The following is a 15,619-nucleotide window of genomic DNA, read 5'->3' as shown; positions in this document are numbered from 1 at the left end:
ATGATTGACCCAAGGGCATCCTTACAACAAGATCGGGAGGCAAGAGGAGAAGCCCTGCGGCTGATTGTATCCAACCTGCCCGAAAGCCCCGGCATTTACCAATATTTAGATGCCGGAGGAACCGTTATATACGTAGGCAAAGCCAAGAACCTGAAACGAAGGGTTTCCTCGTACTTCAACCGCGAGCACGAGCCGGGGAAAACACGGGTGCTGGTAAGCAAGATTGCCGACATCCGATACATCGTGGTGAACACGGAAGAGGATGCCCTGCTTCTGGAGAACAACCTGATAAAGAAATACAAGCCACGCTACAACGTGCTGCTGAAGGATGACAAGACCTACCCCAGCATCTGCATGCAGAACGAATATTTCCCGCGCGTATTCAAGACCCGGAAGATAATCCGCAACGGCTCGTCCTACTACGGGCCGTACAGTCATGTTCCATCCATGTATGCGGTGCTCGACCTCATCAAACACCTGTACCCTCTGCGCACATGCAATCTGAATCTCTCGCCGGAGAACATCCGTGCCGGAAAATTCAACGTCTGCCTGGAGTATCACATCAAGAATTGCGCAGGCCCTTGCATCGGCAGGCAGAGCCACGAGGAATACATGAAAAATATCGATGAGATAAAGGAAATCTTGAAAGGAAACACGCAGGAAGTGGAACGGATGATGCTGCGACAGATGCAGGAACTGGCCGCCGAGATGAGGTTTGAGGAGGCGCAAAAAGTAAAGGAGAAGTACCTGCTGATAGAGAGCTACCGAGCGAAGTCGGAGGTGGTGAGCAACGTGCTTCACAACATCGACGTATTCTCCATCGAGGAAGACGGAGACGGCAAATCGGCTTACATCAACTACCTGCACATCACGAACGGAGCCATCAATCAGGCCTTTACGTTTGAATACAAGAAACGGCTGAACGAGACGAAAGAGGAGCTGCTGTGCTTGGGCATCATCGAGATGAGAGAACGGTACAAGAGCCTTTCGCACGAAATCATCGTACCTTTCGAGCCGGACATGGAGCTGAAAGACGTGACGTTCACCGTTCCGCAACGGGGCGACAAGAAGAAACTGCTGGAACTCTCCACCCTGAACGTGAAGCAATACAAGGCCGACCGGCTGAAACAATCGGAAAAGCTGAATCCGGAGCAACGAACCGTGCGCCTGCTCAAGGAAATTCAGCAAGAACTGCACCTCGAACGCCTTCCGATGCGGATAGAATGCTTCGACAACTCGAACATCCAAGGCTCCGACCCCGTGGCCGGATGCGTGGTGTTCGTGAAAGGAAAACCCTCGAAGAAGGATTACCGGAAATACAACATCAAGACCGTGGAAGGGCCGGACGATTACGCCTCGATGAAAGAGGTCGTCAGAAGGCGTTACCGGCGCGCCATAGAAGAGAACACTCCCCTGCCCGACCTCCTCATCACCGACGGCGGAAAAGGGCAAATGAGCGCCGTAAAAGAGGTGACGGACGAGTTGCGGCTGAACATTCCCATTGCCGGGCTTGCCAAAGATGGCAAACACCGCACTTCGGAACTGCTCTACGGCTTCCCTCCCCAAACCATCGGCCTGAAACAGAACTCTCCGCTCTTCCGCCTCCTGACGCAGATTCAAGACGAAGTGCACCGCTTCGCCATCACTTTCCACCGCGATAAACGAAGCAAGCGCCAGATAGCTTCGGCGCTGGACGAGATAAAAGGCATAGGGGAGAAAACCAAATCGGCGCTGCTCAAACACTTCAAGAGCGTGAAGCGCATACGGGAAGCCTCGCACGAGGAGCTGGCAGCCGTGGCGGGCAAGGCGAAAGCCGACATCATAAGGAAACATTTCGAAGACACAATTGATTGATTATCAGCAGGATAATCTTTTGATTTGCAGGCTGAGGAAAGTAAATTCTTCAGACGCAGATGGCACGGATGACGCAGATTTTTTATTTCGCCTCGCTGTGGTTCCCACATGGAAGCCCCGGTTTCTTTCTTCCGGTTTTCCGGTTTTCTCTTATATCCCCCTTGTATGTTTTTACTTTAAATCTGCGTCATCCGTGCCATCTGCGTCTGAAAATCCCCTTTCCTCCTCCTCACCTACCCCCTCCACAAGCCCCCTGCAGGCCGTTCCCGACAGATACAAGCCCCTGCCGTGACAAACACAAGCATCCAAGCCGACAGACACAAGCATCCGACAGAACAGACACAAGTGTTTGCCACGACAGGCACTTGCCCCTGTCAAAGCAGAAAACAGAGATGATAAAATCGTAGGGCAAAAGCCACGCAACACAACGAATTTATTTGTAACTTTGCCTGTTCAAAAAAGGAAAACAAACAGCATGAGAGTAGTGATACAACGCACCGGACACGCCTCCGTCAGCATAGACGGGGCTTGCAAATCGGCCATCGGAAAGGGACTTCTGGTACTGCTGGGCATCGAGGAAGCCGACGGAAAGGACGACATCGACTGGCTCTGCAAGAAAATCGTGAACCTGCGCATATTCGACGACGAACAAGGGGTGATGAACAAGTCCGTCATCGAAACCGGCGGCGACATACTGGTAATCAGCCAGTTCACGCTGCACGCCTCGACCAAGAAAGGCAACCGCCCCTCGTACATACGGGCAGCCCGGCCGGAAACAGCCATCCCCCTCTACGAGCTGTTCTGCCGGGAACTGAGCACGGCGCTGGGCAAAGAGGTGGGCACAGGCCGCTTCGGAGCGGACATGAAAGTGGAACTGCTGAACGATGGTCCGGTAACCATCTGCATGGATACAAAAAACAAGGAATGATGACACTGGAAGAAGCACAGCAACAAGTGGATGCTTGGATAAAGGAATACGGAGTGCGCTACTTCAGCGAACTCACCAATATGGCCGTACTGACCGAGGAAGTGGGCGAAATGGCCCGCGTCATGGCACGCAGATACGGCGACCAATCCTTCAAGGAAGGCGAAAAAAACAACCTCGGCGACGAAATGGCCGATGTGCTCTGGGTGCTGCTCTGCATTGCCAACCAGACGGGCGTGAACCTGACCGAAGCCTTTGCCCGCAACCTTGAAAAGAAAACCAAACGTGACCAAACGAGACATATCAATAACCCAAAACTGAAAGACCATGGAAAAAACTGAGTCTACGCAAAACAAGTACGAAGCCACTCTGGCCAAGTACAACACCCGGATGAACGATGCAGAAGTAGCTGCACAAGTAGCCAAAATCGTTGCAGAGAAAGTGCCTGCAAACAATACGCCCGACGTGAAGAAATTCCTCTTCAACTGCATCGACCTGACTACGCTCCGAACCGAGGACAGCGATGAAAGCGTCATGAAGTTCACCCGGAAAGTGAACCAATTCGACAACGAATTTCCCGACCTGAAGAACGTGGCCGCCATCTGCGTATATCCCAACTTCGCCGAAATCGTAAGGGACACGCTGGAAGTGGAGGACGTAAACATCGCCTGCGTATCGGGCGGTTTCCCCTCCTCGCAGACTTTCATCGAAGTAAAGGTGGCCGAAACGGCAATGGCCGTGATGGAAGGCGCCGACGAGATAGACATCGTGATTTCGGTGGGCAAGTTCCTTGCCGGAGACTACGAAACCATGTGCGACGAGATACAGGAACTGAAAGCCGCCTGCAAAGAAAAGCACCTGAAAGTGATTCTCGAAACCGGAGCCTTGCAGACAGCCTCCAACATAAAGAAAGCCTCCATCCTGTCCATGTATGCCGGCGCCGACTTCATCAAGACCTCCACCGGCAAACAGCAACCTGCCGCCACGCCCGAAGCCGCCTACGTGATGTGCCAAGCCATCAAGGAATATCATGCGCTGACCGGAAACAAGATCGGATTCAAGCCTGCAGGAGGCATCAACACCGTGAACGACGCACTGATTTACTACAGCATTGTCAAGGAAGTACTTGGCGAAGAGTGGCTGAACAACAGCCTGTTCCGTTTAGGCACAAGCCGTCTCGCCAATCTGCTGCTGTCCGAAATCAAAGGCGAGGAGATAAAATTCTTTTAACAGCACAAAACAGGTAAACGGTTTCAAAAGTTTGTTGAACAAAAATTTAAACAGCCGTTAAATAGGAATAATCAAAAAAAAACCTTACCTTTGTGACATAAGGGCCAATGGCGTTTTGGCTAATATAGTGTATCAGAGAACGTTTCATTTATTATCTTTTTCTCGGAATTCAGCAAAATTTCATTTACGAAAGGTAATAAGCAAACGGGTCTCACGTACTTTCACGTATATACTCTTGTTATATATCGAATAGCGCGTGAGACTGTTGCTTATATTTCGTAAAGGGTTTTTGCTGAAACCTCGAGAAAAATATAGGGCAACAGTTCTCACGCCTTTTGATAATAGGCTAAATATCAAGAGTATGGAAACAATAAATTCATTACCTTTCAATGCCAACCCGCAACCCGGAATTGCAGGCTCTGACAAGTTGCACGCCTTATTCACCGGACTGATGGCCGGAGAACAGTATGGATTTTATACAAACAGCCTGACTACCGGAGCCAATCGGCAATCGCTTGGAAAAATCCTGTCGGCCAACAACATCGAAAGCTCAATCCAACTGCCGCCCCTAATGCACTTCCTGAAAGAAGAAGGCGAACGAAGCGCATACGACATCATGCTCCCCTTATACTTGTCGCACTGCGACGAAACCCAACGGGAAGCGGCCATCAGGAAGAAGTTCATAGGCATTGAACGATTGGTACACTATTGCAGGAATCTGGACATCTCCTTCCGGCACATCCGGCTACACGGCAAAATCAGCATAACAAACGAGGACTTGCAGCGCGGCATATTGGCTTGGGACTTGGGCAAAATAATAAAGCTATCGCGCACGGCCTACGATTGCCGCCTGATTAGCGAGCAAGAAGCATGGGAATACATCGAATTTTCCGACAAGAAGTGCCGCGAATACTTCGCATCTTGGGAAGAGATAGGCAAAAGCTACCTATTGGGACAAGCGGTAAACTATCCCGGTGAGAAAAAATTCAGAAACGTTATTGAATGTTACTGCACTGCGACGAGAAATACAGAAAGTCCGTGGATGTGCACACCGTTCCGACGAGCCTATTTCTCCCGCTCCACCACATAATCCAGATAGGCGGCAAGTGCGGCTTTGACATCCGTATCGGGCATGGAAGCCAGCAGCGAAAGCGCCTTTTCTTTATAAGCATACATGGTCTGCAAGGCATATTCAATTCCGCCGTGCTGCTTGGTGAACTCAATCAAACGGGCTATCTCATCCGAAGCGGCCTGTCCGTTTTTAACCCTTACGGCAAGTTCGCGCATCGCTTCATCCTTCACGGTATTCAGCACATGGAGCGCCGGCAACGTCAGTTTGCCCTCCGACATATCGTTTCCGGTAGGCTTACCTATCTCCTTGCTATCGAAATAATCGAAAATATCATCCTTGATCTGAAAACAGAGACCGACATACTCGCCGAACAGACGCGCCAGCTCAACCTTTTCGGCATCGGCACCTACCGAAAGCGCGCCTGCCTTTGTACAAGCGGCAAAAAGCACGGCCGTCTTCTTACGTATCACATCGAAATAAACAGTTTCGGAAAATTGCGGATTGCTGACGTTGGAAAGTTGCAGAAGCTCGCCATCGGCCAAGTCGCGCCCCAAAGCGGAGACGATACCTATAATATCGTGGTTACGAGTCATGGCCACCTGCACCAATGCCGTTGCCAGCAGGAAATCGCCCGACAACACGGCCACCTTATTATTAAAAATGGCATTGACGGAAAGCTGCCCGCGACGTTCGGTACTCTCGTCCACCACATCGTCGTGCACCAGACTGGCATTGTGAAGCAGTTCCAGAGAAACTGCGGCATGGAGGGTTGCAGGGCAGACATTGCCATATAGCTTTGCAGACAAAAGCACCAGAATGGGGCGCATCATCTTCCCGTTCTTCTGCCGGATATGCGCGATGACGCTGTTCAGCAAAAGATTGGAACTGGAGAGCGAACTTTCAAAAAGCTCCTTGAAGTCTTCCAATTCCTCGGATATCGGAGATTTTATAAGTGAAGAATGGTCCATGCGTCGCTATTTGCCCACAAAAATAACAATAAAACGGTTAATACCGTATTTTTTTGTACTTTTACCATGAAAAAAGAGGAATAAATGTATGAAAACTACCGATAGACTGTTTCTGCTCGATGCTTATGCGCTGATATACCGGGCCTACTACGCGTTCATAAAGAATCCGAGAATCAATTCAAAGGGATTCAACACATCGGCCATTCTGGGCTTCGTCAACACCTTGGAAGAGGTACTGAAGAAAGAAAATCCCACCCACATAGGAGTGGCCTTCGACCCCGCGGGTCCCACCTTCCGCCACGAAGCCTACGAACAGTACAAGGCACAACGGGAAGAGACGCCCGAAGCCATCCGCCTGTCAGTACCTATTATAAAGGATATCATCCGCGCCTACCGCATCCCCATTCTGGAAGTGCCCGGCTACGAAGCCGACGACGTGATAGGCACGCTTGCCACCGAAGCAGGCAGGCAAGGCATCGCCACCTACATGATGACCCCCGACAAGGACTACGGCCAACTGGTATCGGACAACGTATTCATGTACCGCCCCAAGCATAGCGGCGGCTTCGAAGTGATGGGCGTGGAAGAAGTGAAGGCGAAATTCGACATACGGTCTACCCTTCAAGTCATCGACATGCTGGGACTGATGGGCGACGCTTCCGACAACATCCCCGGCTGTCCGGGCGTAGGAGAAAAAACCGCACAAAAGCTCATCGCCGAATTCGACAGCATTGAAAACCTGCTGGAACACACCGACCAACTGAAAGGCGCACTGAAAACCAAAGTGGAAACAAACCGGGAGCAGATCCTTTTCTCCAAATTCCTCGCCACCATCAAGACCGATGTGCCCGTAGCACTCGACATGCACTCGCTCGTGCGCGAAGAACCGGACGAAGAAGAACTGCGCAAGATTTTCGAGGAGTTGGAATTCCGCACCCTCATCGACCGGGTGTTGAAAAAAGGAAACGCAGCTTCTGCTTCTTCCCCATCCCCGGCCTCTGTCTCCGCACCCGACCTTTTTGCCGGAACGCTGTTTGCCCGACCGCAAACCGACACCGGTTCCGAAAACAACGCTCCCGTTCAAGGCGATTTGTTTGCAAATTCTGCGGGCAATTGGACGGGTGAATCTGAAAATTCAAATCTCGCACGGTTAGAAACGCTCGACACGGACTATCAACTTATTGATACAGAAGAGAAAAGAAGAGAAATTATTCAAAAGTTACTTACAACGGAAATTCTCGCGATAGACACGGAAACCACCGGAACTGAGCCGATGGAAGCCGAACTGGTAGGAATGAGCTTCAGCGATGCCGAAAACCGCGCCTACTACATCCCCGTTCCTGCCAATCGTGAAGAAGCCTTAAAAATAGTGAATGAGCTTCGTCCTGTCTACGAAAACGAGAAATCCATGAAGGTGGGACAAAATATCAAGTATGACATGATTGTCCTTTGGAATTACGGAGTCTGCGTCAAAGGTCCGTTGTTCGACACCATGCTCGCCCACTATGTGCTCCAACCGGAGTTGCGCCACAACATGGACTATCTGGCGGAAATCTACCTGCACTACCGCACCATCCATATCGACGAACTGATTGGGCCGAAAGGCAAAAACCAGAAAAGCATGCGCGACCTCCCACCCTGCGATGTCTACCGCTATGCCTGCGAAGACGCCGACGTCACCCTGAAACTGAAAAACGTGCTGGAAAAAGAATTGAAAGAGCAAGGCGCCGAACACCTGTTCCACGAGATAGAGATGCCGCTTGTGCCTGTACTCGTACACATGGAGACCAATGGCGTGCGGATTGACACCGAAGCCCTGAAGCAATCGTCCGAACACTTCACCGTGCGCCTGCAAGAGATTGAAAAGGACATCTACGAAATGGCCAAAGAAACGTTCAACATCAGTTCGGCCAAGCAGGTGGGCGAAATCCTGTTTGACAAGCTGCGAATCGTGGAGAAAGCCAAGAAGACCAAAACCGGGCAATACGTCACTTCCGAAGAGGTGCTGCAAAGCCATCGCGGCAAACATGCAATCATCGACAAGATATTGGAATACCGCGGACTGAAGAAATTGCTGAGCACCTACATCGACAGTCTTCCCCAACTCATCAACCCGCGCACGGGGCGCATACACACCTCGTTCAACCAAGCCGTAACAGCCACCGGACGACTCAGCTCCAGCAATCCCAACTTGCAGAACATCCCCATCCGCGACGAAGACGGGAAGGAGATTCGCAAGGCTTTCATCCCCGACGACGGCTGCGAATTTTTCTCTGCCGACTACTCGCAGATAGAACTGCGCATCATGGCCCATCTGAGCGGAGACAAAAACATGACAGAGGCTTTTTGCAGCGGGCACGACATCCATGCCGCCACCGCCGCCAAGATATATAAGCAAGACATAAACCGGGTGACCGCCGACATGCGCCGAAAAGCCAAAACCGCCAACTTCGGCATCATCTACGGCATCTCCGTCTTCGGACTGGCCGAACGTATGGACGTCTCCCGGCAGGAAGCCAAAGAACTGATTGACGGATATTTCGAAACCTATCCGCAGGTTAAGGAATACATGGACAAAAGTATCCAAGTGGCACGCGAAAACGGATACGTGGAAACCATCTTCCGCCGCAAGCGCTTCCTGCCCGACATCAACTCAAGAAATGCCGTTGTGAGGGGCTATGCCGAACGGAATGCCATCAACGCTCCCATACAAGGAAGCGCAGCCGATATCATCAAAGTGGCCATGTCGCGCATCTACGGGCGTTTTCAAAGTAACAATCTGAAAGCAAAGATGATTCTGCAAGTGCACGACGAATTGAATTTCAGCGTTCCGGAAGCCGAAAAAGAGCTCGTACAGAAAATTGTAATCGAGGAGATGGAACAGGCATATCGCATGCTCGTACCCCTGAGGGCCGATTGCGGATGGGGAAAAAACTGGCTTCAGGCACACTGAGCCACCCAATAACTTTATTTAACTTACAATCAGAAAGCAACGGAAGCAATCTTTTCAAAATACAGTTTGCTCATCAGAATATCCGGCAACCTCACTGCCGGATATTTTTTGTTCATCAATCTTGCCAAAAAGAAAGAAAAGGAAAAACAGAAATCTGACATATTGATAAAAATAACGCCTAATATTATATTTGTGTCAATTTATTCCATACCTTTGCGGCGAAATTAATGACATATTGATAGACAATAGAAAGTTAAACTCAAAAAACAAATAACCATGAAAGCAAAAGTTTCTTTAAAAACAGTGTTTCTCTCAGCATTTATTTTGGTTTGCGGATTAAGCGCATCGGCCGACAATAAAAGCAACCTCATTTACAATTCGGAAGAAGTAAACGGCGTGAAAGTGGCCGAAACCATTTACAAGATGGAAAACGGAGCATTGACCAACTACATGAAGTACAACTATAAGTACGACGGGCAGAACCGCATGACGGAAAGCCAAGCCCTGAAGTGGGACAGCATCAAAGAAGAGTGGGCCAACGACATGTGCATCCGCTACGCCTATCAGGGAAAGAGCATCACTACCACCTACTATAAATGGAACAAAAACAAAAAAGAGTATATCCTGATTCCCGCAATGACGGTAACGATGGACAATCCTAACATGTAATTGAAGAAATTTATTCTCTCTTAGAAATAAAATTGTTTTTCACTCCTAACAATTAACTAAACCTTTTCATAACACTGAGAGCCGGAATGCGCGACGCACTCCGGCTCTCTCATTTTGAGAAAAAGAGCGCCTTTTAAGGCAATAAGCGGAAGAATGCCTATCTTTGCAACCGGAAAAGCGGCAGTAACCGAATCTTTCGGCCGTCATAACCAAGAAGATAACTCTAAAATAACGAAATAGACAATGGCTTTACAATGTGGTATTGTCGGACTGCCGAACGTAGGCAAATCGACACTTTTCAACTGTTTGTCCAATGCAAAAGCGCAAGCGGCAAACTTCCCTTTCTGTACAATAGAACCGAACGTAGGCGTCATCACCGTGCCCGACGAACGACTGACCAAGCTGGCCGAACTGGTGCACCCCGGACGCATCGTTCCCACCACCGTGGAGATTGTTGACATTGCCGGATTGGTGAAAGGAGCCAGCAAAGGCGAAGGGTTGGGCAACAAGTTCCTTGCCAACATACGCGAGACGGATGCCATCATCCACGTGCTGCGCTGCTTCGACGACGACAACGTGACGCACGTAGACGGCAGCGTGGACCCCGTGCGCGACAAGGAAATCATCGACTACGAACTCCAGCTAAAAGACCTCGAGACCGTGGAAAGCCGCATACAGAAAGTACAGAAACAGGCACAGACCGGCGGAGACAAAGCCGCCAAACTGGCTTATGACGTATTGGTGCGATATAAAGAGGCGCTGGAACAAGGCAAATCGGCCCGCACCGTGCAGTTCGACACCAAAGACGAACAGAAAGTGGCAAAGGAACTCTTCCTGCTCACCAGCAAACCCGTGATGTACGTCTGCAACGTGGACGAAGCCGCTGCCGTAAGCGGAAACCGATACGTCGACATGGTGCGCCAAGCCGTAAAGGACGAGAACGCCGAGATACTCATCGTAGCCGCTAAGACCGAAGCCGACATCGCCGAACTCGAGACTTACGAAGACCGCCAAATGTTCCTCGAAGAAGTGGGTCTGGAAGAATCGGGCGTCAGCCGCCTGATAAAATCGGCCTACAAACTGCTGAACCTCGAAACCTTCATCACCGCCGGCGAAATGGAAGTAAAGGCATGGACGTATCAAAAAGGCTGGAAAGCTCCGCAATGTGCAGGCGTCATCCACACCGACTTCGAGAAAGGCTTCATCCGTGCCGAAGTCATCAAATACGACGACTACGTGAAGTACGGAAGCGAAGCCGCCGTGCGCGAAGCCGGAAAGCTGGGCGTGGAAGGCAAGGACTACGTGGTGCAGGATGGAGACATCATGCACTTCAGGTTCAACGTGTAAGCGTGTGAGGATAAAGACATACGATAATCGACATGAAACAGTTCCTATTTTTATTTATTCTGTTATTATCCGTAGCCACCTATGCGCAGCAAAAAGACTCTGTAATCATTAGAGGACGAGTGACAGATTTTAACGGGCAACCGATAGACAGTGCTTCTATTTGGTGGAAAACTCCCCGATTCAGTAACATCATAGAAGCTGTTACCGATAAAAATGGAGATTACATGATCTGTATTCCTAAAGGAAAGTATCAAAGTATAGCCTCCATCTACCTCCCTTCCTATGCACAAATTGCCATGAAAAACAACCTGCCCGAAGCCGACCACAGACTGGAGTTTTGGGCTTGGAATTTCATTGCCGACCGCGACACCACACTCAACATACGCTATCACCGCATGGAAGCATACGGTCTGCATGTCTTCCGCATTCCCGGAGCCACCCCCGCTTATCAGATATACGTGCGTCCCATAGGCCTGACACGTACCTATCAATGGATGAAAGGGATGAACCCGGAATCATCGGTACATAGTGAAATTTCCGGCATAGAGCAGCCCGAACAAGGCCAAAAGGCAAAAGAATGTCGTATGGCTCCTCCTTCCGGACAGCTAAAAGCCATTGTATGGATAGACGGTGAAGAAGTGCCCATACTGATGAAACAAGAAATAAAAGAATATTTTGCTGCCAATCAGTATGGGAATACTTATCTGTTGACCGTGGCACTTCCAAAACATCCGAAAACAAATCTTCCTTACCGCATTTTCAGAATAGAATTGACAGACTTGGAAAATGGCGATCAAGGAGAAGGGCTTTATTATATGGAGAAAGAGAATTACATCAAATAACCATTCCCTACAATATTCTCTGCAAATGACAAACAATAAATTAAGATACCTCATTGCAGGCACAGGCGGCGTAGGAGGCTCCATCGCCGCTTTTTTGTCTCTGGCAGGAAAAGACGTCACCTGCATTGCACGAGACGGACATCTGGCAGCCATACGCACCCGTGGACTGCAACTGCATTCCGACCTGAAAGGCGAGCATACGCTGAACATACCCACCTGCACGACGGAAGAGTTTCAAGGCAAGGCAGACGTCATCTTTGTCTGCGTCAAAGGGTATTCGGTCGATTCCATCACCGATTTAATCAAACGTGCCTCACACCGGCATACGGTGGTAATCCCCATCCTCAACGTCTACGGCACAGGGCCGCGCATCCGGCGGCTTGTCCCCGATGTCACCGTGCTCGACGGCTGCATTTATATCGTGGCATTCGTCTCTGCTCCGGGAGAGATCACGCAAATGGGAAAGATTTTCCGTGTGGTATACGGGGCACATCAAGGCACCGATGTTTCCCGCGAAACACTGGAGGCCGTGCAACAAGATTTGCAGGAAAGCGGAATCAAGGCCGACATTTCGACGGACATACGGCGAGATACGTTCGTCAAATGGTCGTTCATTTCGGCCATGGCTGTCACAGGTGCCTACTATGATGTGCCTATGGGCGAAGTGCAGAAACCGGGCAAGGCACGCGACACTTTCATCGGACTGTCGCAAGAAAGTGCCTTGCTGGGCAAAAAAATGGGCATAGAGTTCACGGAAGACTTGGTGGCGTACAATCTGAAAGTAATGGATAAACTGGCCCCCGAAAGCACCGCCTCCATGCAGAAAGACATGGCCAAAGGGCATGAAAGCGAAGTGCAAGGACTGCTGTTTGATGTAATTGCCGCAGCCGAAGAGCAAGGCATCGAAGTGCCGACATACAGAATGGTGGCGGAAAAGTTCGGAAATCCGACTTGATATTCCAAAATGGGATATCACAGACAGACCACCCAACCGGATTTTTTCATACCTTTGTCAAAACAAACTTTTGATATATATCATTAATATGCTATCACCACTGTTGCTCTCCATCAACTGGAACCCCGATCCCGAACTCTTCAGGCTCTTCGGAAGCATCCCCATCCACTATTACGGCCTGTTGTGGGTTGTGGGCATTATACTTGCTGGTTTCATTGTTCAACGCGAATACCGAGACCGGAGAATCAGTGACGAGAAATTTGCTCCACTCTTTTTCTATTGTATTGTAGGTATCACACTCGGAGCACGGCTGGGGCACTGTTTTTTCTATGGATGGGAATATTTTCAGAACCATCCTTGGGAAATAATATTTCCCATACATTTCCTGCCCGACGGCAGTTGGAAATGGATTGGCTATAGAGGTCTTGCCAGTCATGGCGGTACGCTGGGGCTGATTATCGCCCTTTGGCTCTATTGCCGCAAAACAAAAATACACTACATGGATGTGATGGATATGATAGCCGTAGCCGCTCCCATCGCCGCTTGTTTCATCCGCCTTGCCAATCTGATGAATTCCGAAATAATCGGCAAACCGACCGATGTGCCTTGGGCATTCGTCTTCGAGCGGGTGGATATGTTGCCCCGCCATCCGGCACAGCTATACGAAGCAATCGCCTATTTCATCTTCTTCATAGGAATGATTTATCTTTATAGGAAAGGACAGAAACAACAACAACGCTATCACCGTGGATTCTTCTTCGGGCTATGCCTGACCGAAATATTTATCTTCCGATTTTTTATAGAGTTCTTGAAAGAAAATCAAGCCGATTTTGAAAATACAATGGACTTCAATATGGGACAATGGCTCAGTATCCCATTCATCATTGCCGGAATATATTTCATGTTCTTTTACAGGAGAAAACAAACCATAAAGAAGTAGTCAACCATATCAAGAAATAAAAATATGATATCACCACTGTTACTCTCCATCAACTGGAACCCCGATCCCGAACTCTTCAAGCTCTTCGGAAGCATTCCCATCCGCTATTACGGCCTGTTGTGGGTTGTGGGCATCGGACTGGCTTACCTCGTGGTACGCCAACAATACCGCGACAAGAAAATAGGCGACGACAAGTTCGAGCCGCTCTTCTTCTACTGCTTCTTCGGCATACTCATCGGGGCGCGGTTGGGGCACTGCCTGTTCTACCAACCCGACTATTACCTCAATCATTTCTGGGAGATGATACTCCCCGTACACTTCCTGCCCGGCGGAGGCTGGAAATGGACGGGATACGAGGGACTTGCCAGCCACGGTGGAACGCTGGGCTTGATTATCGCCCTCTGGCTCTACTGCCGCAAAACGAAGATGCACTACGTGGATGTGGTGGATATGATAGCCGTGGCCACTCCCATCACCGCCTGCTGCATCCGCCTTGCCAACCTGATGAACTCCGAGATAATCGGCAAACCGACCGATGTGCCTTGGGCATTCGTCTTCGAGCGGGTGGACATGCTGTCCCGCCATCCGGCACAGCTATACGAAGCAATCGCCTATTTCATCTTTTTCTTGGGAATGATTTACCTCTACAAGCAAGGCCGGATAAAGCAGAGCGAGAAACCCCAAACAGACTTCAGCAAAGCAGCCGCCGGCAAAGCCACCGCCGGCATTGCAGCCACATCGCGCCATCACCGCGGATTCTTCTTCGGCCTCTGCCTGACGGAAATCTTCGTCTTCCGCTTCTTCATCGAGTTCCTGAAGGAGAACCAAGTGAATTTTGAAGACGGTATGACGCTGAACATGGGGCAATGGCTCAGCGTGCCCTTCATCATCATCGGTGTGTACTTCATGTTCTTCTACAGAAAGAAGAAGGGCTGAACACAATAAAACGAACGATATAACGTTTCAGGCTCGTATTGCGCGGATTTCGCAGGATAAATGTGGTCTCTATTGACCCAATCCGTGAAATCCGCGCAATACGAGCCTGATTCTTTTATTATGACAAGGTGGGTTCGGAGTAATAATATCAGACAAGGTATGCTTTTAAACCCCATCTGAAAATCAGTACAACAGAATCTTAAAACAACTCCGGCAAATTTTTACTAAGAACTCTACGCCAGTCTGCATAATCCGCTTTTATGGCATATCGTAATGTAGTCATATTTTATATTTACACGCCCTCACCTCTATCATCCAAAATTAGAAAAACATTCAGATTTCCAGATACATCTCCTCCCTTAATAAAGTCTAAATATTACTACCAGATATTCGCTTTTCCATTTTTTTCCATACATTTGTTGTTAGTGATTATAATCACCAACAACATTATTAAAATAAAAAAACATTGCAAATGCCTGCCTATAACTTCCTGCCGGCTATGAGAAAAAAGAATTTACCCCCCCCCGCCAATGTAAATATTATTCATCAAAACATAACCCTAAGGAATCATTCTGTTGATGTGGAGCACAAGCTTGATGTGTATATAAACAAACATTTTGGAATCCACACCTATTACCCTTTATTTTATAAATCATATTTTTTTACCACCTTTTCAACATGAATGATGAACCCAGATATCAGAAGAATGACCGCGTGTGGATAGAATGTTCCACAGAGGATGGATGCCTTCGGAAACGTCCCGCCATAGTGATAGCCTACCTGAAACGACTGTATAAATTCTATGCGAACGAAAACTTTGTAGCTATTCGATATGAAGATGTCAAGGAGGATGAGAATCCCGAAAATTGCTTCGAATGCGTACTCGAAAGCCGGGTCAGCCATCGGAAAGAAAAGGAGTGAACCGCTT

Annotated in this window: 14 protein-coding genes; 13 read left to right on the top strand and 1 reads right to left on the bottom strand. The window is 49.2% G+C overall.

Translation table 11 applies throughout. The features are described 5' to 3' along the window. The 5 genes from uvrC (at position 1) to EV202_RS00395 (ending at position 5,099) form a co-directional block, all read left to right on the top strand. The gene (uvrC, locus tag EV202_RS00415; protein ID WP_106069628.1) at positions 1 to 1,854 is read left to right on the top strand and encodes an excinuclease ABC subunit UvrC; all 1,854 of its coding nucleotides are present in this window, start codon (positions 1 to 3) and stop codon (positions 1,852 to 1,854) included. A gap of 475 nt (positions 1,855 to 2,329) precedes the next feature. Then, on the top strand, positions 2,330 to 2,782 hold the full coding sequence (dtd, locus tag EV202_RS00410; protein WP_106041255.1) for a D-aminoacyl-tRNA deacylase: 453 nt from the start codon (positions 2,330 to 2,332) through the stop codon (positions 2,780 to 2,782). After that, a complete protein-coding gene (locus tag EV202_RS00405) occupies positions 2,782 to 3,120 on the top strand; it encodes a nucleotide pyrophosphohydrolase (protein ID WP_106043254.1) in 339 nt (112 codons plus the stop codon). Before dtd ends, EV202_RS00405 begins: the two co-directional genes overlap by 1 nt. After that, on the top strand, positions 3,107 to 4,009 hold the full coding sequence (gene deoC, locus EV202_RS00400; RefSeq protein ID WP_106041254.1) for a deoxyribose-phosphate aldolase: 903 nt from the start codon (positions 3,107 to 3,109) through the stop codon (positions 4,007 to 4,009). Before EV202_RS00405 ends, deoC begins: the two co-directional genes overlap by 14 nt. Before the next feature lie 361 nt (positions 4,010 to 4,370). Continuing rightward, complete coding sequence (locus EV202_RS00395) at positions 4,371 to 5,099, top strand: DUF1266 domain-containing protein (protein WP_234819804.1); 729 nt, start codon at positions 4,371 to 4,373, stop codon at positions 5,097 to 5,099. Here the strand turns inward: EV202_RS00395 and EV202_RS00390 are convergent. Further along, positions 5,075 to 6,049 (bottom strand): polyprenyl synthetase family protein, encoded by a 975-nt coding sequence (locus EV202_RS00390; RefSeq protein WP_131924543.1) that lies wholly within the window; start codon positions 6,047 to 6,049, stop codon positions 5,075 to 5,077. The genes EV202_RS00395 and EV202_RS00390 overlap by 25 nt on opposite strands. A gap of 88 nt (positions 6,050 to 6,137) precedes the next feature. On the opposite strand from EV202_RS00390, the gene polA reads away from it, so the two are divergent. The 8 genes from polA (at position 6,138) to EV202_RS00350 (ending at position 15,612) form a co-directional block, all read left to right on the top strand. Next, positions 6,138 to 9,002, top strand: a complete 2,865-nt coding sequence (gene polA, locus EV202_RS00385) for a DNA polymerase I (protein ID WP_131924541.1) — start codon at positions 6,138 to 6,140, stop codon at positions 9,000 to 9,002. Between the two features lie 276 nt (positions 9,003 to 9,278). Next, positions 9,279 to 9,671 carry a DUF3836 domain-containing protein gene (locus EV202_RS00380; protein ID WP_106069624.1) on the top strand — a complete coding sequence of 131 codons (393 nt, stop codon included), beginning with the start codon at positions 9,279 to 9,281 and terminating at the stop codon, positions 9,669 to 9,671. Positions 9,672 to 9,914: 243 nt separating this feature from the next. Continuing rightward, positions 9,915 to 11,018: a redox-regulated ATPase YchF gene (gene ychF, locus EV202_RS00375; RefSeq protein ID WP_131924539.1), complete on the top strand. Its 1,104-nt coding sequence runs from the start codon at positions 9,915 to 9,917 to the stop codon at positions 11,016 to 11,018. 32 nt (positions 11,019 to 11,050) lie between these two features. Beyond that, on the top strand, positions 11,051 to 11,860 hold the full coding sequence (locus EV202_RS00370) for a carboxypeptidase-like regulatory domain-containing protein (RefSeq protein WP_131924537.1): 810 nt from the start codon (positions 11,051 to 11,053) through the stop codon (positions 11,858 to 11,860). Positions 11,861 to 11,885: 25 nt separating this feature from the next. Further along, on the top strand, positions 11,886 to 12,815 hold the full coding sequence (locus EV202_RS00365; RefSeq protein ID WP_106069621.1) for a ketopantoate reductase family protein: 930 nt from the start codon (positions 11,886 to 11,888) through the stop codon (positions 12,813 to 12,815). 88 nt (positions 12,816 to 12,903) lie between these two features. Continuing rightward, positions 12,904 to 13,755 carry a prolipoprotein diacylglyceryl transferase gene (gene lgt / locus EV202_RS00360; protein WP_106041247.1) on the top strand — a complete coding sequence of 284 codons (852 nt, stop codon included), beginning with the start codon at positions 12,904 to 12,906 and terminating at the stop codon, positions 13,753 to 13,755. Positions 13,756 to 13,779: 24 nt separating this feature from the next. Continuing rightward, entirely contained in the window at positions 13,780 to 14,691 is a 912-nt protein-coding gene (gene lgt, locus EV202_RS00355; protein WP_106041246.1) for a prolipoprotein diacylglyceryl transferase, read from the top strand. A 678-nt stretch (positions 14,692 to 15,369) separates the two neighbouring features. Continuing rightward, complete coding sequence (locus EV202_RS00350; RefSeq protein WP_106041245.1) at positions 15,370 to 15,612, top strand: hypothetical protein; 243 nt, start codon at positions 15,370 to 15,372, stop codon at positions 15,610 to 15,612. The last annotated feature ends 7 nt before the right edge of the window (positions 15,613 to 15,619 follow it).

This window comes from Prevotella heparinolytica, assembly GCF_004342845.1.
Classification (GTDB): Bacteria; Bacteroidota; Bacteroidia; order Bacteroidales; family Bacteroidaceae; genus Bacteroides; species Bacteroides heparinolyticus.
Note: the sequence above shows the minus strand (reverse complement) of the source record. Positions and strands in the feature narration are given on the sequence as shown.

What these genes read in the sequence shown, in the direction of transcription:
- uvrC (WP_106069628.1), top strand. Translation starts at nt 1, where the DNA reads ATGATTGACCCAAGGGCATCCTTACAACAAGATCGGGAGGCAAGAGGA.
- dtd (WP_106041255.1), top strand. Translation starts at nt 2,330, where the DNA reads ATGAGAGTAGTGATACAACGCACCGGACACGCCTCCGTCAGCATAGAC.
- EV202_RS00405 (WP_106043254.1), top strand. Translation starts at nt 2,782, where the DNA reads ATGACACTGGAAGAAGCACAGCAACAAGTGGATGCTTGGATAAAGGAA.
- deoC (WP_106041254.1), top strand. Translation starts at nt 3,107, where the DNA reads ATGGAAAAAACTGAGTCTACGCAAAACAAGTACGAAGCCACTCTGGCC.
- EV202_RS00395 (WP_234819804.1), top strand. Translation starts at nt 4,371, where the DNA reads ATGGAAACAATAAATTCATTACCTTTCAATGCCAACCCGCAACCCGGA.
- EV202_RS00390 (WP_131924543.1), bottom strand. Translation starts at nt 6,049, where the DNA reads ATGGACCATTCTTCACTTATAAAATCTCCGATATCCGAGGAATTGGAA.
- polA (WP_131924541.1), top strand. Translation starts at nt 6,138, where the DNA reads ATGAAAACTACCGATAGACTGTTTCTGCTCGATGCTTATGCGCTGATA.
- EV202_RS00380 (WP_106069624.1), top strand. Translation starts at nt 9,279, where the DNA reads ATGAAAGCAAAAGTTTCTTTAAAAACAGTGTTTCTCTCAGCATTTATT.
- ychF (WP_131924539.1), top strand. Translation starts at nt 9,915, where the DNA reads ATGGCTTTACAATGTGGTATTGTCGGACTGCCGAACGTAGGCAAATCG.
- EV202_RS00370 (WP_131924537.1), top strand. Translation starts at nt 11,051, where the DNA reads ATGAAACAGTTCCTATTTTTATTTATTCTGTTATTATCCGTAGCCACC.
- EV202_RS00365 (WP_106069621.1), top strand. Translation starts at nt 11,886, where the DNA reads ATGACAAACAATAAATTAAGATACCTCATTGCAGGCACAGGCGGCGTA.
- lgt (WP_106041247.1), top strand. Translation starts at nt 12,904, where the DNA reads ATGCTATCACCACTGTTGCTCTCCATCAACTGGAACCCCGATCCCGAA.
- lgt (WP_106041246.1), top strand. Translation starts at nt 13,780, where the DNA reads ATGATATCACCACTGTTACTCTCCATCAACTGGAACCCCGATCCCGAA.
- EV202_RS00350 (WP_106041245.1), top strand. Translation starts at nt 15,370, where the DNA reads ATGAATGATGAACCCAGATATCAGAAGAATGACCGCGTGTGGATAGAA.